Below are 18,287 nucleotides of genomic sequence, written 5' to 3'. Positions count from 1 at the left end.
CCCCAGGGCGGTTATTTCCGGCCTGCCACCCAGCGGAAGCCAAAGTGATAGTGCTCATCTACCTGCCGGTGGCCGGGGAAGTACAGCTCCTCCCGCTTGACCTCCAGAGAGCCGCTGCGGGCGGACAGGCTGGCCAGTACACAGAACCGGTCCTGGCCATTGGGGTTGTCGATGCGGATCTCAATGTCGGGGGAGCCCTGCTGGTGGAGGACCACCGCGGCGTCGGTGCCCCGCCAGTTGGGTACGCCCTCGTAGATATAGGCGAAGACCACGGCGAAGTCGATGAGTTCCGGCCGCTTGAAGAACATATTCTCGCCCCCCGCGCTGGCGCCGGAGCGGTCGTCCTGGTCCAGGAGGATGTAGGGCAGGCTGGTGGCGGAACCGAAGCTGTTGCCTAGAGCCTGGATGACCCCCTGGTGTCCGTCCTTGAGCCGGTACATGCAGGCCAAATCCAGATCCACCGCCTTGCTGCCGCCGAAGAGCCGCTTGCGGCCGGTGTTCCAATTCAGATTGACATGGATCTCCCCGCCGTTTTTGCTCAAGTCGATTTTGTGGGTCTCGCCGCTCTTCTTCAGGCTGATTTTGCTCAGATTAACCTTGGGGGGCGCGGGCGCCGGAGCCGGCGCGGGATTGGGTGCGGGGGCGGGAGAGACCTCCTCCCCGCCGAAGTGGGCCAGCAGGGCGGACAGACCGCCGTTGAAGCCGCTGGCCACCACGCAGTAGCGCCAGATATTGTCCTTGCGGTAGAGCTCACAGAGGATCAGCGCCTTTTCCTGCTGGAAGCCGGATCCGTCGAAGGCATAGTCCGCTTTGCTGCCGCCGCAGTCCAGACAGAGGCTGCCTTTTGTCAGGTCGCGCATGGTGCCGCCGTCCATGGCCACAGTGACCACCAGCTTTTGAATGGAGGAGGGGAGCCGCTCCAGGTCAACGGCAAAGGAGGTGGCGCCGGCGGACTTGGTCATCTCAATGGCCCCCTCCGGGGACTTGGTCTGGTTGTAAAAGACAAAGTAGCGGTCGTCGGAGAGTTTGCCTGCGGCGTCCACGCCAAAACAAGTCACATCGGCCTCACCGGCAGGAAGGGTCACAGCCACTGAGATATGGACGGAGGAAGAGGCGGAGAGATCGGAGAGCTTGAGTTTTTGTCCCTTTTGCAGTTCCATAGCGATTAAACTCCTTTGTGAATTGATTTTGGACTGAGTTTGACAAGATACATGGATATCCCCTATTTTCTCTCATCTTATCATACTGTTCTTGGAATACAAAATCAATTAAAAAAAGATAAAAATTTCCTGACAATTCGTCAGAAGAAACGGCCCTTGCTTTTTTTGCGGAAATTCGCTATGCTTAGGAATACATAAAAAAGAAGGGATGTGAGCGCGGATGCCCCTTGATGTCAGAAGCGGAGCGGATCGGGAGCGGGCGCCGGAACACCCCCGCAGGTTCCGCCTGAAGACCAGACTGTGGCTGACTGCGGCGGTGGCGGCGGCGCTGGTTCTGGCCTTTTTCCTGGGGGGCCTGAGCGCCCGGCGGGAGGAGCGCGCCCCGGTGATCACCAACGAGCTGCTAGGCCAGCGGCTGTCCCAGATTGAAGAGCTGGCCACGGTGGAGTACCACTATACCAATATGGGGAAATTTGAGAACCAGATGGATTTTTATGGCTGGAAAGTGCCCTTTACCACCAAGAGCTTTATTGTGGCCTACGACGGGGTCATTAAAGCGGGGGTGGATCTCTCCCAGCTCCAGGTGGAGGTCCAGGGGAACGATGTGGCTGTCACCCTGCCTGCCGCTCGGATTTTCTCCCACGAGATTGATGAGGACAGCCTGGAGATCTTTGACGAGACCCGTAATCTCTTCAACCCCATTCAGATTGGCGACTACACTGGGTTTACCAAGGACCAGAAGGACGCCATTGAGGCCCGGGCCATTGAAAACGGCCTGCTCACTGCGGCGGACCAGCAGGCGGCGGAGTCCGTCAAGCGTCTGCTCACAATGATAGACGGCATGGAAAACTACACCCTGACGGTGGAGTCTGTCCCGTGAGCGGGGAGTACACATCTCGTTATAAACGGAACTTTTAATACAAAAACACTGGGGCAATTTTGTCCCCAGTGTTTTTACTGCAAAGATTGTGCCAACTAAAAAGAAAATTTGTAATTTTTCGGGAGATGTGCTATGATATCTGGGAAAGAAAACGGCGTGTGAAGGGCGGACGGGATCCGCAGGCAGGTGATTGCGTATGGAACTGAAAATGGAGCAGAGGCAGGCACAGCTCCTGTCTCCCATGCTGATCCAGTCGATGGAGATCTTGCAGATGGGCTCCCAGGAGCTGCTGGAGTTTGTGGATAAGACCTTGCAGGAGAATCCGGTGCTGGAGGCGGAGGAGTACCAAGAGCGGGAGCGGGAGCCGGCGGCGGAGCTGCGGCGGAAGCTGGAGTGGCTGGAGAACAGCGACCGGCAGAACAGGACCTATTACCGCCAGGACGGCGAGGACGGCCACATGGCCAATCTGGGGACGGTGGAGGCCCAGGAGGAGAGCTTATTCGACCACCTCCGGGAGCAGATCCACCAGCTTGAGGGCACCGCTTTGGGACAGGCGGTCTTTTTTCTGGCCCAAAGCCTCAACAGCAGCGGCTGGCTGGACGAGCCGGTGCCTGCCCTGGCCCAGGCGGCGGGTCTGCCCCTGGCGGTGATGGAGGAGGGGCTGGCCCTCCTCCAGACCTTGGAGCCGGCAGGGGTGGGGGCGCGGAACCTGTCTGAGTGCCTGTGCCTTCAGCTGCGGCGGAACGCCCCGTTGGATGTGCTGGCCCTGCGCATTGCCCAGGAGTGCCTGGCCCCCTTGGCCCGGAACCAGTACGGCGTCATTGCCCGGAGGCTGGGGGCGGACCCTGGGGCCATCCGGGCGGCCTGCGAGCGCATCCGGGACTTAGATCCCCGGCCGGGGGCCAAGTACGCCCGGCGGGAGCGGCCTGACTATGTGACGCCGGACCTGCTGGTGGTGTGGCAGTACGACCACTTTGAGCTGCTGCTCAATGACCAGCTCTCCCCCCAGCTTAGCCTGAGCGGCTACTACACCCGTATGCTCAAGGAGAGCGGGGAGGCAGAGGTGCAGGATTACCTGGCTGATAAGGTGCGCCAGGCCAAGTGGGTGCTGCGCAGCATTGAGCAGCGGCGCAGTACCGTGCTGGAGTGCGGACGGTGCATTCTGGAGCTGCAGGAGGAGTTTTTCCACAAGGGGCCCGGCCACCTGGCGCCCATGTCCCTTGCGGACGTAGCCCAGCGGGTGGGGGTCCACGAGTCCACGGTGAGCCGGGCTATCAAGGACAAGTACTTGCAGTGCGGCAAAGGGGTGTATCCCCTGACCTATTTTTTCTCCCGCAAGCTGGGTGAGATCGGGGAGGGGGCCTCCCCCGACCGGGCCAAGGCCCTGCTGCGCCGGCTCATCGATGAGGAGGACAAGCGGCGTCCTCTGTCAGACCAGAAGCTGTGCCAGCTGATGACCCAGGAGGGGTGTGTGCTCTCCCGCCGGACGGTGGCCAAGTATCGGGAGGAGATGAACCTCCCCAGTACTGCCGGCAGAAAACAGTATGAGCCGTAAAAAGCGGCAGGCCCCGCAGGCCATTTTGGCCTGCGGGGCCTGCTTGGTTGCACGCGAGTCCTTGACGGCGCGTCCGGCGGAAATGGATCTGCGGTAGAAGGTACGGCAAACCGGAAGCGCCGGTTTTTAAAGATTGGCGTCCAGCACGGCGGTGTAGGCCTGTGCAGGCATGACGCCCACCTTGCGGTCGATCTCCTTGCCGTCCTTATAGAAGAGGATGGTGGGGATGCTGGAGATGCCCAGCTGCATGGACAGGGCGGGCTCCTGGTCGGTGTCCACCTTACCCACGATGGCCTTGCCCTCGTACTGCCGGGCCAGCTCCTCCACGACAGGGGCGATCATCCGGCAGGGGCCGCACCAGGTGGCCCAAAAGTCCACCATGACCAGATCGCCGGAGTTAACCGCCTTTTCAAATCCTTCCTGATTGAAATGATAGAGCGCCATAAAAATCTTCCTTTCCATTCCTGGATGTTATTAAACTAGCAGATATTACTAGCTGGAGGCGGGGGGTTGCCCAGGTAATCGCAGGCCCGGTGGCCGGCGATCAGCCCCTCGCCCACGGCCTTGGAGATCTGGAGGGGGAGGCCGGTGCAGTCCCCTGCGGCAAAGACGCCGGGGAGGTTGGTGGCCATGTCCCGATCTACCTGGAGATAGGGGCCGGACAGGGCCAGTCCCGGCATCAGGTCGGCAGGGGCCATGGAGGGACGCAGCAGGAAGACGCAGGCACAGGGGATCTCCCGTCCGTCAGCCCGCAGGGCGGCGGCCTGCTGGTCTCCCACAATCTCCAGCCGCACCGCAGAGACAAAGTCAATGGACGGCTGGAGCGCCTCCGGCCGGGTCCGGCTGACGTAAGTGACCTGGCAGCCCAGCTCCTGGAGGAAATTGGCCTCTTCCGGGGCCTGAGCGGATGCCCCAACCACCACCACCGGCTTGCCCCGGTAGAGCATTCCGTCGCAGGTAGCGCAGTAGCTGACCCCCCGGCCCAGAAATTCGCTCTCCCCAGGGTACTTGGGCCCGTGTGCCACGCCGGTGGCCAGAATGAGGGCCCGGCCCTCCGCTACCTCGCTGCCTACCGCCACCAGAAATCTGCCGCTCGTGGCCATGGCGCTGAGTGCCCGGCCCTCCATACGCTCCGCCCCCAGCTGGGCAGCGTGGGTGGAAAAGCGGGCGATCAGCTCTCTGCCGGACAGGCCGGGCATTCCCAGGTAGTTGTTTACCCGCCCGGCCTGGGAGAGGGGAACGTCCCGCTCCTGCCCGCTGATGATCAGTACCGAGCGGTTGCGGCTTCTGGCCTGGACGGCAGCGGACAGGCCAGCCGGTCCCCCGCCGATGACAATGATATCATACATGGTGGTAATCCTCCTCCCGGTCGCCCATAAGGGCGGCCACAACCGCCGCCGCCCCGGGATGGGCGACCTCGTAGTAGACCTCGTTGCCCACCCGGTCTGCGGTGACCACCCCGGCAGCCTTCAGCTTGGCCAAGTGCTGGGAGATACAGGGCTGGGACTGTCCGGTGCTGCTCTCCATACAGCTCACATTGCGGCAGCCGCACTTAAGCAGTCCGTGGACCAGGCGCAGGCGCAGGGGATGGGCCAGGGCCTTGAGCAGTTCCGCCCGCGCTTCATAGGGAATCTCGGAGGCGTCCATAGTGCCCCCCCTTTCTCTAAATATAATTATATTAGAATATTCTAAAATGTCAAGACATTTTTTCACTGGCGCCGCTCCTCTAGGATATGCACCTGGGGAGAGAGATATTCCAGAGCAATGGAGAGGGCGCCGCTGTTTTTACAGAATACAGCGCCCCGGCAGTGTGACTGCACGGGGCGCCTTAGACTGTGGCGCAGGTTCTTAGAACCTGTATTCATAACCATCGCACACTGTCCAGCCGGGGCTTTTGCTGCCCTGCGGCTCATAAGCGTTAAAATAATAGTGACACGAAGAAAAGATACGGGTATACAGGCAGCATGGAAAATGCGCCGTCTCCGGTGTGGAACTGGAAGCAAATCAGGTGGACTGTCACCATAAGAAGCCCTTAGTCTTGGGTGGTGATGACAGTTATCAAAACCTCATCATCGTATCTGATGTGGTCCACATTCTAAGTGAGTACCGACGGCAGAAAGGCGGCGCTGGACCTGCGTCTTGTTAAGATGGGAGCAGCCGGGTGGAGAGAGCCCCAAGGTCTGGTGCTGTGTCCAGCAGGTTGTGGAGATTTACACACGCCCCATTTAAGGCGTCGGCGTCATATTGAAATTCATTCCAACTTATGCTATAATAATCCACTATATCATGCGCCTGCCATAACAGAAAGGGGCATATATGCCAACCAAACGTAAGGACGGCTTTTTGTGGTATAAAATGATGCGGCACTTGTCTTATACCAGAATTTATACCACTTGACCGTTAATTTACAAGAGTTTTCGCAGAAATTCGTGTGGGGGCAAATTCCGAATTCCCTTGAGCCGTAAGGATTTAACGGCTTATGTAGAGAGGCGGGTGAGAGTATGTACCTAAGAGCGCTGGAGATACAGGGATTCAAGTCCTTTCCGGACAAGACGGTGCTGACCTTTGGGGCGGACATCACCGCCATCGTGGGGCCCAACGGGTCGGGAAAGTCCAATCTGTCCGACGCGGTGCGGTGGGTGATGGGGGAGCAGTCCACCCGCACGCTCCGGGGCGGGCGGATGGAGGACGTGATCTTCGGCGGGACGGAGCGCCGCCGCCAGGTGGGCTTTGCGGAAGTATCTCTGGTACTGGACAACGGGGACCACAGCCTGGACGTGCCGGAGGACGAGGTGAAGGTCACCCGGCGGTACTACCGCTCTGGGGAGAGCGAATACTATATCAACCGCCGTTCCGTCCGGCTGAAGGACGTAAACGAGCTTTTTATGGACACCGGCCTGGGCCGGGAGGGCTACTCCATTATCGGCCAGGGAAGGATTGACGAGATCCTGTCCCTAAAGAGCGCCGACCGCCGGGAGGTCTTTGAGGAGGCCGCCGGCATCTCCCGCTTCCGCCACCGGAAGGAGGAGGCGGAGCGCCGCCTGGAGCGGACGGAGGAAAACCTGGTCCGCGTCCGGGACAAGATTGAGGAATTGGAATTGCAGGTAGAGCCCCTGCGCCAGCAGGCGGACAAGGCCCGGCGGTTCCTCCTCCTGCGGGACGAGTTGCGGGGGCTGGAGATCTCCCTGTGGCTGGAGCAGCTGGACCGGCTGCGGGCGGCAGCGGTAAAGACCGGGGCGGACTGGGAGCAGACCCAGCGCCAGTGTACGGAGGCCCAGCAGACGGTGGAGGCCCTCTACGCCAGGACGGAGGCGCTGTCGGAGCAGATGCGCCGGCGGGACACGGAGGCGGAGCGCCAGCGGACGCTGATGAGCGCGGGGCAGACCGAGGCCAGCACCCTGGAGCGCAGCATCGCGGTGCTGAAGAGCGGGATCGCCCACAACATTGACAGTGCCAACCGCATCCGGCAGGAGCTGGACCAGCAGGCCGGCCGGGCGGGGGCTCTGGACAGCCAGATCGGTGAGCGGCGGCAGCGGCTGGCCGCGGTGCAGGCGGAGATGCAGACCGTGAAACAGGAGCTGGAGAAGCGGCAGGGGGAGGCCAAGACCCTCACCGGCCAGGCGGGCCGTCTGGCGGAAGAGCTGGAGGAGCTGCGCCGCCGGGCGGAGGCAGAGAACGCCTCCGCTGGGGAGGCCAAGGCCGCGCTGTCCGCCCTGTCCGCTGCGGTGCAGGAGCAGCTGGACCGGGACGCCGCCCTCCGCCGGGCGCTGGCCGAGGGGGAAGCGGCCTTGAAAGAGGCGGAGCAGGAGCGGAAGCGTACCCTCGCGGAGCGGGACCAGGCAAAAGAAGCGCGGGATGCCCTGACCAACGCGGTCCAGGGCTGCCGCCTGCGGGTGGAGTCGAAGGAAAAAAAGCTGGAACAGCTCCAGACCCAGTGCCAAAACCTCCAGGTGGAAGAGGATACGCTGCGGGCCCGGATCCACATGCTGGAGGAGATGGAGAAGGATTATGAGGGCTATTCCAAGGCGGTAAAGCTGGTGATGGGAGAGGTCCGGCGGGAGCGGCTGTACGGGATACACGGCCCGGTGGCCGGACTGATTCAGGTGCCGGACCACTGTGCCGTAGCCGTCGAGACCGCCCTGGGCGGGGCGATGCAGCATCTGGTCACAGAGCGGGAGGAGGACGCAAAGGCGGCCATGGAGTGGCTGAAGCGCCGGGAAGGCGGCCGGGCTACGTTCCTGCCCCTGACCGCCATCCGTCCCGCCCCCCTGCGGGAGGAGGGGCTCAGCGGCGAGCCGGGGTTTGTAGGCGTGGGGGACAGCGTGATCTCCTTCCCGCCGGAGTACACTGATATCTTTTCCTATCTGCTGGGGCGCACTGTCCTGGTGGAGGACTTGGACCAGGCGGTGGCCATGGCGAAAAAATACCGCCACCGGTTTAAAATTGTTACCCTGGACGGACAGGTGATGAACGCCGGGGGCTCCATGACCGGCGGATCCGCCACCCGGTCTGCGGGCATCCTCAGCCGGGCCAATGAGCTGGTACGGCTGAGAGGAGAGGCGCAGGCCCTGGACCGCCGGCGGGCGCAGGCGGAGAAGGAGCGGGAGGAACGGCGCCGCCAGACTGCCGCCGCCCGCTGTGAGCTGGAGCATGCCCGGGGGGAGCTGCGTCTCCAGGAGGACGCCATCGTCAAGCTGGAGGAGCGGTGCGTCAACCGCCAGACCCGGCTGGCCGGGCTGGAGGCAGAGCACGCCCGGCGGCAGGAGGAGCTGGAACAGCTGAACCAGCGCTCCGCCCAGAGCGAGGCGGACACCGTCCAGGTCCAGAACCGGATCCGGGAGCGGGAGGCCGCTGCCGCCCTGCTGCGTGCCCAGGCCCAGGGCAAGGAGGAGGACCGGGACGCCCTTGGCGAGCGGGTGCTGGCCCTTCAGGACGCCATCGCGGCGGACCGGGTGCGGCTGGCCGGGCTGGAGGCCGAGTGCCAGAGCGCCCAGCGGAGCTTGGGCGAGCTGGAGACACTGCGCCAGGATCTGGCCGGGGACCGGGCCCAGCAGGCCGCGCTGCTGGAGGAGTTTTCCCAAAAGAACCAGGCCCTGGAGGGGCAGATTGAGGAACAGACCCGCAGGCTCCAGACAGTCCAGAGGGAGAACGAGGGCTGCCAGGAGGCCATTGTCCGGCTGAACCAGGAAAAGCTGTCCTTGGAGGCCCAGCGGAATCAGGCCGGCCGGGAGAGCCGGGAGCAGAACGACATCCTGCTCCGGCTGGAGCGGGAGCTGTCCGCCCTGGAACAGAAGAAAAATGCCGCCGCGCTGGAGGAGGAGGCCCTGCTCAACAGGCTGTGGGAGAGCTACGAGCTTACCCACCAGGGGGCGCTGGCCCAGCGGGTGGCCCTGGAGAGCACCGCCCAGGCCCAGCGCCGGGCAGGGGAGCTGAAAAAGGCCATCTCCCAGCTGGGCAACGTGAATCTGGACGCGGTGGAGGAGTTTCAGCGGGTAAACGAGCGGTACACCTACCTCACCGGACAGCGGGACGATGTGGAGCAGGCCAAGGGGGAGCTGAACCGGATTATCGGTGAGATCACCGCTGAGATGCGGCGGATCTTCGCCGGGGAGTTTGAGCGGCTCAACCAGGCTTTTGGAGAGACCTTTCAGGAGCTGTTCGGCGGCGGCCGGGCGGCTCTGGAGCTGGAGGACGCCGGCGATATTCTCAGCTGCGGCATTGAGATCCGGGTCCAGCCCCCGGGGAAGGCCCTGAAGGTGCTCTCTTTGCTCTCCGGCGGGGAGAAGGCCTTTGTGGCCATTGCGCTGTACTTCGCTATCTTAAAGGTGCGCCCCACCCCCTTTTGCGTGATGGACGAGATTGAGGCTGCCCTGGACGACGCCAATGTGGTCCGCTTCGCCAGTTACCTGCGGGGCATGGCGAAAAAAACCCAGTTTATCGTCATCACCCACCGCCGGGGCACCATGGAGGAGGCGGATGTCCTCTACGGCGTCACCATGCAGGAGCAGGGGGTGAGCCGGATGCTCACCATCAATCTCAACGACGTGGAGCGTCAGCTGGATCTGGAGATCACCTGACGGCCGCGTTTCAAATAGCAGGAAAGGAATTGGAATACATGGGCTTTCTGGATAAGATCAAGGCGGGACTGACCCGCACAAAGGAGAACATCTCCAGCATCGGCCACTCCTTTGACCAGCTCTTCGCGGGCGAGCTGGACGACGATTTCTACGACGAGCTGGAGGAGACGCTGATCCTGTCGGACATGGGGGCACAGACCGCCATGAAGGCGGCAGAGGAGCTGCGCCGCCGGGTGAAGAGCCAGCGCCTCAAAAGCGCCGAGGAGGGCCGGGCGTGCCTGCGGGAGATTTTGACGGAGTTTCTTACCGTGGGGGACGGCGCCCTGAAGCTGGACAGCAAGCCGTCGGTGGCCCTGTTCATCGGGGTGAACGGCGTGGGCAAGACCACCACCATCGGCAAGCTGTCCGCCTATCTGAAGGGGGAGGGCAAGCGGGTGCTCATGGCCGCCGCCGACACCTTCCGGGCCGCCGCCGCCGACCAGCTGGAGATCTGGTCGGAGCGGTGCGGGGTGGACATTGTCCGCCAGCACGAGGGGGCGGACCCGGCGGCGGTGGTCTTTGACGCCCTGTCCGCCGCCAGGGCCCGGGGGACCGACGTGGTACTGGTGGATACCGCCGGGCGGCTGCACAACAAGCAGAATCTGATGAGCGAGCTGAATAAAATCAGCCGCATTCTGGACCGGGAGCTGCCGGGGGCGGACCGGGAGACGCTGCTGGTGCTGGACGCCACCACCGGCCAGAACGGCCTGATTCAGGCCAAGCAGTTCCAGCAGGCCGCCGGGGTGACGGGGATTGTCCTCACCAAGCTGGACGGCAGCGCCAAGGGGGGGATCGTGATCGCCATCGCCCAGGAGCTGGGGGTGCCGGTAAAGTTCATCGGCGTGGGCGAGGGGATAGACGACCTGATGCCCTTCGACCCCGCGGAATTCGCGAAGGCCTTTGTCTGAGGAGGGTGCGGATATGGTAAGAGTGGACGGCCGCCGGCCGGATGAGCTGCGGCCTGTGGAGATCATTCCCAACGTAAATAAGTTTGCCGAGGGGTCCTGCCTGATCCGCTGCGGGAATACCCAGGTGCTGTGTACCGCCAGTGTGGCGGAGGGCGCGCCGCCCCATGTGGCGGAGGGCTGTGGCTGGGTGACGGCGGAGTACTCCATGCTTCCCCGGGCCAACCGGACGCGCAGCCGCCGGGACGTTTCGAAGCTGAAGCTCTCCCCCCGGTCGGCGGAGATTCAGCGGCTTATCGGCCGCTCCCTGCGGGCCTGTGTAGACATGCGGGGGCTGGGGGAGCGGACCATTACCGTGGACTGTGATGTGCTCCAGGGAGACGGGGGGACCCGCACCGCCTCCGTGACCGGCGGCTTTGTAGCCCTGAGCCTGGCCCTGTGGAAGCTGGTGCAGGACGGAGTGCTGGCCCAAATGCCCTTAAAAACCTGCGTGGCGGCGGTGTCCGCCGGCATTGTGGGGGACGAGGCCCTGCTGGACCTGTGCTATGAGGAGGACTCCGGTGCCCAGGTGGACCTGAACTGCGTGATGACCGGGGAGGGGGAGCTGGTGGAGCTCCAGGGCACCGGGGAGGGCCGGCCCTTCACCGTTGCGGAGCAGCGCTCCCTGGTGGATTTGTGCGCCAAAGGCATTGGGGCGCTTCAGGCCATTCAGAGACAGGTATTGGGAGGAGAAGAAAAATGAAATTGGTATTAGCCAGCAAAAATCCAAAAAAGCTGGGAGAATTACAGGAGATCTTGTCCGGGCTGGGGGTGGAGGTCCTCTCCGAGACCGAGGCCGGCGTGGACGTGGAGGTGGAGGAGACCGGATCCACCTTTGAGGAAAATGCCCTGCTGAAGGCGAGGGCGGTGATGCAGGCCAGCGGGCTGCCTTCGGTGGCGGACGACTCCGGCCTGTGCGTGGACGCCTTGGGAGGCGCGCCGGGGGTGTACTCCGCCCGGTACGGCGGGCCGGACCTGGACGACGCCGGGCGGTACCGCCTGCTACTGGAGAATATGCGCGGGCAGCTGGACCGGCGGTGCCGGTTTGTCTCCGCCATCTGCTGCTGCTTCCCCAATGGGGACAAGATTGAGGCGCGGGGGGAGTGCGCCGGCACTTTGGCCTATGCCCCCCGGGGGACGGAGGGCTTCGGCTACGACCCCGTCTTTTTCCTGCCGGAGGAGAAGAAGACCTTCGCCCAGCTGACCGCGGAGGAGAAAAACGCCATTTCCCACCGGGGCCGGGCGCTGGCGGCGTTTTGCCAGAGGCTGAAAGAATATCAGGAGAACAAATAGAGGCGGCAGGCCGCAAAAGGAGAATTGAGTTTGGATTTGACAAGCAAACAGCGGGCCCAGCTGCGGGGCCTGGCCAACGGAATTGATACCATCGTGCAGGTGGGCAAGGAGGGCATCGGCGAGAATCTGATTGCGCAGGTGAACCAGGCCCTGGAGGCCCGGGAGCTCATCAAGGGCCGGGTGCTGGACAACACCATGCTCTCTGCGCGGGAGGCGGCGGAGGCCTTGGCCAAAGCGGCCCGGGCGGAGGTGGTGCAGGTGATTGGAACAAAGTTTGTCCTCTACCGTCAAAGCCATAAGAAGGACCTGAAAAATCCCATCGTATTGGTCAAGGGGAAAAAGTAGCGGGAAACCGGCATGAAAACAAGACCAACGGCCGGGCGGACCCGGCCGGGAAAGGGTGCTTTGCGATGAAAATCGGGATTTATGGCGGAACCTTTAATCCGCCCCACCTGGGACACATGGCAGCGGCCCGCTTCGCCCTGGAGGCGCTGGGGCTGGATAAGCTGCTGCTCATTCCGGCGGCGGCCCCGCCCCACAAGGATATGCCGGCAGGGACCCCCGCCCCGGAGGACCGGCTGGCCATGACGGCGCTGATGGCGGACCATCTGATGTGCCCCGGCAGGGTGGAGGTCCGGGATATGGAGATCCGCCGGGGAGGCAGGAGCTATACCTCCGACACCCTGCGGCAGCTGAAGGAGGAATATCCCCAGGCAGAGCTGTGGTTTCTGGTGGGGATGGATATGTTCCTTACGCTCCAGCACTGGCACGAGGCTGAGACGGTGCTGTCCATCGCCCATATTGCCGCCTTTGCCAGAACGCAGTCCGACTGTGGGGAATTGCTGGCGGTGCAGGCGAAGTATTTACATAATACCTACGGCGCCCAGGTGCAGACCATTCAGCTGCCCCAGATTATTGAGGTGTCCTCCACCCAGCTGCGGGAGAGGCTGGCTGCGGGAGAGGGCGGGAAGTACCTGTGTCCGGCGGTATATGGCTATATTTTGCGCCGCAGGCTCTATGGGACCTGCGCGGATCTGAAAAATCTGGACGACGCGCAGCTGCGGGCCTGCTCCTACTCTATGGTGCGGGCCAAGCGGGTCCCCCACATCCGGGGCACGGAGGAGGAGGCGGTGCGTCTGGCGGAGCACTGGGGCGCGGACCCGGAGAAGGCCCGCCGGGCAGGGATCCTCCACGACTGCACCAAGTATCTGGAGGGGGAGGAGCAGTTGCAATTATGCCGAAAGTATGGTATCGTACTGGATGAATTGGAGCAGCAGGCCGTCAAGCTGCTCCACGCCAAAACAGGGGCGGCCATCGCCAAGTATGAGTTCGGTATGCCGGAGGATATCTATGAGGCCATCTACTGGCATACCACCGGAAAGGCGGACATGACCCTGCTGGAGCAGATCCTCTACACGGCGGACTATATCGAGCCCTGCCGGTCCTTTGAGGGAGTGGACCGGATGCGGGCGCTGGCTTATACGGACCTTGAGGCGGCGGTGCTGCTGGGGTGCGAGATGAGCATTCAGGATATGCAGGAGCGGCGCCAGCCGGTCCACCGCAATACCCTGGAGGCACGGGATTGGCTGCGTGACAGAAAGCGAGACTAAGAGACAGTATGGAATCGGACAAGAAAGACAACCGGCGGGGGGGCGCGCGGCTGCAAAGGAAGCCGTCCCAGCGCGAGAAGAGGCGGCGCGCCTCTGAGGGAGCAAAGGAGACTAGGTCAAAGAAAAAATTGACCCCGCAGGAAACGGTGCTGTGGGCGCTGATTATCATTGCCGGGGTGCTGGCGGTCATTCTGATCAGCCTTGTAGTGGCTTGGCGGCTGTTCGCCCGCAAGCCGGAGCTGCCCGCTATCCCCGACGTCCCAGAGCTGCCCCAGGTCAGCGGGGAGGATATCAATTTCCAGCGCCCGGACCGGACCAAATCGGACCGGAAGACGGACTTTTTTACCTTCTTAGTCATCGGCCGGGACACCGGCGGCGGGGGCAACACCGACACCATTCTGCTGGCGGCCTACGACGTGCCCAACCAGAAGCTCAATGTAATGAGCATCCCCCGGGACACCATGGTCAACGTGCCCTGGGATATTAAACGCATCAACTCCGTCTATAATTACTATAACGGCGGCGAGGAGGGCATTGACGCCCTTAAGAAAGAGATCAGCCAGCTGGTGGGCTTTGTGCCCGATTTCCAGGTGGTGGTGGAGTGGGACGCGGTAGGCGAGCTGGTGGACGCCATCGGCGGCGTGTATTTTGACGTGCCCCGCAATATGAATTATGACGACCCCACCCAAAACCTGCATATCCACATCAACAAGGGGTACCAGAAGCTCAGCGGCAGTCAGGCCATGGGGGTTATCCGCTACCGCCACGACAACGACCGGCGCTATGGCTATCCCGACGGCGACCTGGGCCGCATTAAGACCCAGCAGGCCTTTTTGAAGGAAGTGGTGGCCCAGTGTCTGAAGATTGAAAACATGACCAAAGTAAACCAGCTGGCCAAGGTTTTTACAGACAACGTATCCACGGATCTGAGCATCAACAACCTGGCCTGGTTTGCGGAAAAGGCCATCTTCGGCGGGCTGAAGATGGAAAATGTCAGCTTTATGACCATGCCCAACGAGGGGCAGTCAGTATACAGCAGGACCTATGGCAACTACCAGTCCTACGTCACCCCGGTGGCGGATGAGCTGATGGGGCTGGTGAATGAGTGCTTTAACCCCTATACAAGCGATCTGGAGTTCGGTGAGCTGGATATCATGGGGGTGGACAGCAGCGGGCGAATCTACTCGTCCACCGGCTATGTGGAGGACACAAAGGCCGGCGGCGGAACAGGCGGTAGCAGCCGGCCCGGGGGGGCGCAGACGACCTACCGGCCAGATCCCACCCCGCCGGCCAGCCAGGAGCCGGACGCTCCGGATGAGCCGGACGTGACCCGCCCGCCCGCCACTCAGAGGCCCCAGACGCCGGAGCCTCCCGTCCCGACACAGCTGCCGGATCCCGCCGTTCTGCCCAGCGTAGCGCCTGAGCCGGATCCCAGTCCGACTCCGGACCCGGCGCCCACCCCGGCGCCGGAGGTTACCTCCGAGCCTGTGCCCACGCCGGAACCGGCTCCGGACCCCACCTCCGCGCCCCCGGCAGAGACCCTGCCCCCGGCGGCGCCGGATCCCTCGGAAGGGGAAGTGGCGCCCCCGCCGGAGTCTTTGAATTGATAAGAAAAAGGAGAGTTGTCTATGATGCCCTATGAACTGGCGTTGGCCGCCGCCAAAGCCTTGGACAGCAAGAAGGGTCAGGATATCAAGGTTTTGGAGACAGGTCACCTGACAACGCTGGCCGACTACTTCGTGCTGTGTACCGCCGCCTCTACCACCCAGGTGAAGGCACTGGCGGATACCTGCGAAAAAATGCTCAAGGACCAGGGCGAGCCCCCCCACCATGTGGAGGGCCACCGGGAGGGCGGCTGGATCCTGCTGGACTTCTCCAGCGTGGTGGTCCACGTGTTTATGGACGAGGCAAGAAAGTTCTACGACCTGGAGCGGCTGTGGTCTGACGCCAAGGAAGTGGATATCAGTGGCGTACTGGCCGCCAACTGACAAAAAACCGCCCGCCTGTCTTGGCCGACAGGCGGGCGGGCTTTACTGTCTGTGAAAGGGGCGGCTATTCCTCTGGGACGGCCTCTTCCGGAGCGTCGTAGACCTTCACCTCCGACAGATCCAGAATTCCCTGGCGGACGTAGTAGTCTCCAATGGCGGCCTTGATGGCCTGCTCTGCCAGGACAGAGCAGTGCATCTTGTGGACAGGCAGTCCGCCTAGTGCGTGGGCCACCTGCTCGTTAGTGAGGGTGAAGGCCTCCTCCACCGTGCGGCCCTTGATCATCTCGGTAGCCATGGAACTGGTGGCAATGGCGGCGCCGCAGCCGAAAGTTTTAAAGCCCACATCGGTGATGATATTGCCCTCTACCCGCAGGGTGATCTGCATGATATCGCCGCATTTAGGGTTACCGGCCACCCCAACCGCGTCTGGATTTTCCAGGGCGCCCACATTTCTGGGGTGCTGAAAATAGTCCATTACCTTGTCGGTGTACATATCTGATACCTTCCCGCAAAAATCAATTTGTATACTGACCATTATAAAAAAGACGGGAGAGAATGTCAAGCGCTCCGCCACCAGTGGAAAATTCCCCAAATACATTGACGGAACTGGGAGGGAATGGTATAGTGAGTGGCAGAGAAGAGGCAGGGGATGAGGAAAAGCAGAGCCTATGATAAAGTGGGAGGAATTCCATGGAGAAAAAACTGCTCAAGAGCATTTTGCTCATTATTACCTATACGGTGGTGCTGGTGCTGTGCCTGGTTAAAATTGATGCGCTGCTGGGGCTGTTGGGGAAGCTGCTGGGGCTGCTGCAGCCGGTGTATATCGGCTTTGCCCTGGCCTTTGTGCTCAACCGCCCCTGTGAGTTCTTCTACCGGCTGTATGACCGGGGATTGGGCCGGAGCAAAGCCGCCAAACTGAGCCGTCCCCTGGCGGTGGTGAGCGCTTATATGCTGCTGTTGCTGGTCATTGCGGCCATTTTTTCCTTTGTGCTGCCCAAGTTGGTGGAGAGTATCCAGCTGTTTGCCAACAGCCTGGGCGGATATATCTACAACCTTCAGAGATGGGGCAATGAGCTGCTGGGATACCTGAACCTGGAAATGTGGGATACCATTGACCTGTCCGGGCTGTCCTCTTATTTGCAGGAGCTGCTCAACAAAACCCTTCAGACCTTGGGCAACACGCTGACCCATGTAATGGAGATCACCAGCGCGGTAATCTCGGTGGTGGTGACCTTGGTGCTGGCGGTAGTCTTTTCCATCTATATGCTGGCGGGGCGGGAGACGCTGCTGGGCCAGAGCCGCCGGGTTCTGGTGGCCTATGCGCCCAAGCGGATCTCCACCGTGATCCTGGAGGTGGTGGAGCTCACCGCGAAGACATTTACCAATTTTGTCACAGGCCAGCTGACTGAGGCGTGCATCCTGGGCGGTCTGTGCGCCCTTGGAATGCTGTTTATCCAGGCGGATTACGCCCCGCTGGTGGGCGTAATTGTGGGGGTATCGGCCCTGATCCCGGTGGCGGGGGCCTATATGGGCGCGATTCTGGGCGCTTTTGTGCTGGTAATGGTCTCCCCGGTAAAAGCCCTGATCTTTCTGGTCTTCCTGGGTATTTTGCAGCAGATTGAGGGCAACGCCATCTATCCGCGGGTGGTGGGGACCTCCATCGGCCTGCCGGGAATCTGGGTGCTGGCGGCAGTGACGGTGGGCGGCGGCCTGTTTGACCTGCCAGGCATTCTGCTGAGCGTGCCGGTGGCGTCCGTGGTGTACACCCTGCTGAAGCAGGACGTGCGCCGCCGTCTGGCAGAGCCGGAAGAGGAACGCTGAGACTGAGACAGGGGAGGGCCGGCGCCATGTCGGATCTGGTCTTCCCCTATCCTGTCAAATTTTTTGCAAAATCCAGTTGACATTATTCCCATGATATGCTATGATATCCGAGCTGGCATTGTTGACAAGCCAGCGGCCCATGCGGGTGTAGTTCAATGGTAGAATCCCAGCCTTCCAAGCTGGTCGCGTGGGTTCGATTCCCATCACCCGCTCCATATGCGCCTGTAGCTCAGGTGGATAGAGCAACTGCCTTCTAAGCAGTGGGTCAGGGGTTCGAGTCCCTTCAGGCGTGCCATTTTCCCAGTGTGCGGGAAGCCGGGTTATATTGTCGATATGGTGGGTGTAGCTCAGTTGGTTAGAGCATCGGATTGTGGTTCCGAGGGTCGTGGGTTCGAGTCCCATTACCCACCCCATACAACTCAAGGTGGAAGGGCCGGGGCGTCCGCTCCAGCCCTTCTCACTTTGCCCGCGCTCCTATTGGGGTGTAGCCAAGTGGTAAGGCACGGGACTTTGACTCCCGCATTCGCTGGTTCGAACCCAGCCATCCCAGCCAAAATTTGAAACGGTGCAGCAGCTCCGTTGGAAAAATAGATGTGACCCGTTAGCTCAGCTGGCAGAGCAATTGCCTTTTAAGCAATGGGTCCGGAGTTCGAATCTCCGACGGGTCACCAGTAAACTCCTAGAGCCACAACGGTTCTAGGAGTTTATTTCTTATGATCTATTTTTATTTGTTAGTAACGTGTAAGCAACCTCACCGTTCTCTACAGATTTTATCAATTCCTCAACTTCTCGGCTGGTGAACAGCGAAAAACAGGCGGGACAGATGGAGGAGGAGAAAAAAACGGAAAAAGTCGAAGAAAGTAGTTGACAAAGAGGAGGAGAGCTGTTATACTAGCGAAGCGCCTTGAGGGAGAGCAGTT

The 18,287-nt window shown here is 61.7% G+C and carries 16 protein-coding genes and 5 tRNA genes; 16 read left to right on the top strand and 5 right to left on the bottom strand.

The features are described 5' to 3' along the window. Positions 1 to 11: 11 nt before the first annotated feature. Positions 12 to 1,160, bottom strand: coding sequence for a TerD family protein (locus D1159_RS13930; RefSeq protein WP_161846268.1), 1,149 nt, complete (start codon positions 1,158 to 1,160; stop codon positions 12 to 14). A gap of 220 nt (positions 1,161 to 1,380) precedes the next feature. Here D1159_RS13930 and D1159_RS13925 point away from each other — a divergent pair, with 220 nt between their 5' ends. Continuing rightward, entirely contained in the window at positions 1,381 to 2,040 is a 660-nt protein-coding gene (locus D1159_RS13925) for a DUF4230 domain-containing protein (protein WP_161846267.1), read from the top strand. A 196-nt stretch (positions 2,041 to 2,236) separates the two neighbouring features. Continuing rightward, positions 2,237 to 3,595 (top strand): RNA polymerase factor sigma-54, encoded by a 1,359-nt coding sequence (gene rpoN / locus D1159_RS13920; protein ID WP_161846266.1) that lies wholly within the window; start codon positions 2,237 to 2,239, stop codon positions 3,593 to 3,595. Positions 3,596 to 3,721: 126 nt separating this feature from the next. Here the strand turns inward: rpoN and trxA are convergent, their stop codons facing one another. From trxA to D1159_RS13905, 3 genes are read right to left on the bottom strand one after another with little or no spacing between them, the layout of a single operon-like run. Then, positions 3,722 to 4,039, bottom strand: a complete 318-nt coding sequence (gene trxA, locus D1159_RS13915) for a thioredoxin (RefSeq protein WP_161846265.1) — start codon at positions 4,037 to 4,039, stop codon at positions 3,722 to 3,724. 35 nt (positions 4,040 to 4,074) lie between these two features. Then, the gene (locus tag D1159_RS13910; RefSeq protein WP_161846264.1) at positions 4,075 to 4,944 is read right to left on the bottom strand and encodes an NAD(P)/FAD-dependent oxidoreductase; all 870 of its coding nucleotides are present in this window, start codon (positions 4,942 to 4,944) and stop codon (positions 4,075 to 4,077) included. Beyond that, positions 4,937 to 5,242, bottom strand: coding sequence for a metalloregulator ArsR/SmtB family transcription factor (locus D1159_RS13905; protein ID WP_161846263.1), 306 nt, complete (start codon positions 5,240 to 5,242; stop codon positions 4,937 to 4,939). The genes D1159_RS13910 and D1159_RS13905 overlap by 8 nt, the downstream gene beginning before the upstream one ends. An 854-nt stretch (positions 5,243 to 6,096) precedes the next feature. Here D1159_RS13905 and smc point away from each other — a divergent pair. The 8 genes from smc (at position 6,097) to rsfS (ending at position 15,546) form a co-directional block, all read left to right on the top strand. Continuing rightward, positions 6,097 to 9,672, top strand: a complete 3,576-nt coding sequence (smc, locus tag D1159_RS13900) for a chromosome segregation protein SMC (protein WP_161846262.1) — start codon at positions 6,097 to 6,099, stop codon at positions 9,670 to 9,672. A gap of 38 nt (positions 9,673 to 9,710) precedes the next feature. Continuing rightward, a complete protein-coding gene (ftsY, locus tag D1159_RS13895) occupies positions 9,711 to 10,619 on the top strand; it encodes a signal recognition particle-docking protein FtsY (RefSeq protein WP_207709190.1) in 909 nt (302 codons plus the stop codon). Between the two features lie 13 nt (positions 10,620 to 10,632). Next, positions 10,633 to 11,358, top strand: coding sequence for a ribonuclease PH (rph, locus tag D1159_RS13890; protein WP_161846261.1), 726 nt, complete (start codon positions 10,633 to 10,635; stop codon positions 11,356 to 11,358). Then, positions 11,355 to 11,948, top strand: coding sequence for an RdgB/HAM1 family non-canonical purine NTP pyrophosphatase (gene rdgB / locus D1159_RS13885; RefSeq protein ID WP_161846260.1), 594 nt, complete (start codon positions 11,355 to 11,357; stop codon positions 11,946 to 11,948). The genes rph and rdgB overlap by 4 nt, the downstream gene beginning before the upstream one ends. Before the next feature lie 30 nt (positions 11,949 to 11,978). Continuing rightward, positions 11,979 to 12,293 (top strand): ribosome assembly RNA-binding protein YhbY, encoded by a 315-nt coding sequence (gene yhbY, locus D1159_RS13880; RefSeq protein WP_161846259.1) that lies wholly within the window; start codon positions 11,979 to 11,981, stop codon positions 12,291 to 12,293. Positions 12,294 to 12,358: 65 nt separating this feature from the next. Continuing rightward, positions 12,359 to 13,558 carry a nicotinate (nicotinamide) nucleotide adenylyltransferase gene (gene nadD, locus D1159_RS13875; RefSeq protein ID WP_161846258.1) on the top strand — a complete coding sequence of 400 codons (1,200 nt, stop codon included), beginning with the start codon at positions 12,359 to 12,361 and terminating at the stop codon, positions 13,556 to 13,558. Between the two features lie 8 nt (positions 13,559 to 13,566). Beyond that, positions 13,567 to 15,165, top strand: coding sequence for an LCP family protein (locus D1159_RS13870; protein ID WP_161846257.1), 1,599 nt, complete (start codon positions 13,567 to 13,569; stop codon positions 15,163 to 15,165). A 21-nt stretch (positions 15,166 to 15,186) separates the two neighbouring features. Beyond that, entirely contained in the window at positions 15,187 to 15,546 is a 360-nt protein-coding gene (gene rsfS / locus D1159_RS13865) for a ribosome silencing factor (RefSeq protein WP_161846256.1), read from the top strand. A gap of 64 nt (positions 15,547 to 15,610) precedes the next feature. Here rsfS and nifU read toward each other — a convergent pair whose 3' ends face one another. Next, positions 15,611 to 16,039 carry a Fe-S cluster assembly scaffold protein NifU gene (gene nifU, locus D1159_RS13860; RefSeq protein ID WP_161846255.1) on the bottom strand — a complete coding sequence of 143 codons (429 nt, stop codon included), beginning with the start codon at positions 16,037 to 16,039 and terminating at the stop codon, positions 15,611 to 15,613. Between the two features lie 197 nt (positions 16,040 to 16,236). Here nifU and D1159_RS13855 point away from each other — a divergent pair, with 197 nt between their 5' ends. The 6 genes from D1159_RS13855 to D1159_RS13830 all read left to right on the top strand — a co-directional run bounded on the left by D1159_RS13855 (position 16,237) and on the right by D1159_RS13830 (position 18,038). Beyond that, positions 16,237 to 17,367, top strand: a complete 1,131-nt coding sequence (locus D1159_RS13855; RefSeq protein WP_161846254.1) for an AI-2E family transporter — start codon at positions 16,237 to 16,239, stop codon at positions 17,365 to 17,367. A 141-nt stretch (positions 17,368 to 17,508) separates the two neighbouring features. Then, positions 17,509 to 17,582: transfer RNA gene (locus tag D1159_RS13850), tRNA-Gly, on the top strand. A 3-nt stretch (positions 17,583 to 17,585) separates the two neighbouring features. Next, positions 17,586 to 17,662: transfer RNA gene (locus D1159_RS13845), tRNA-Arg, on the top strand. Between the two features lie 41 nt (positions 17,663 to 17,703). Beyond that, positions 17,704 to 17,780, top strand: a tRNA-His gene (locus D1159_RS13840). A gap of 65 nt (positions 17,781 to 17,845) precedes the next feature. After that, a tRNA-Gln gene (locus D1159_RS13835) sits at positions 17,846 to 17,920 on the top strand. A 42-nt stretch (positions 17,921 to 17,962) separates the two neighbouring features. Then, positions 17,963 to 18,038 (top strand) — tRNA-Lys (locus D1159_RS13830). The last annotated feature ends 249 nt before the right edge of the window (positions 18,039 to 18,287 follow it).

The organism is Pseudoflavonifractor sp. 524-17, assembly GCF_009935845.1.
GTDB lineage: Bacteria > Bacillota > Clostridia > Oscillospirales > Oscillospiraceae > Pseudoflavonifractor_A.
The sequence above is the reverse complement of the archived record's forward strand: the minus strand, read 5'-3'. Positions and strand labels throughout refer to the sequence as shown.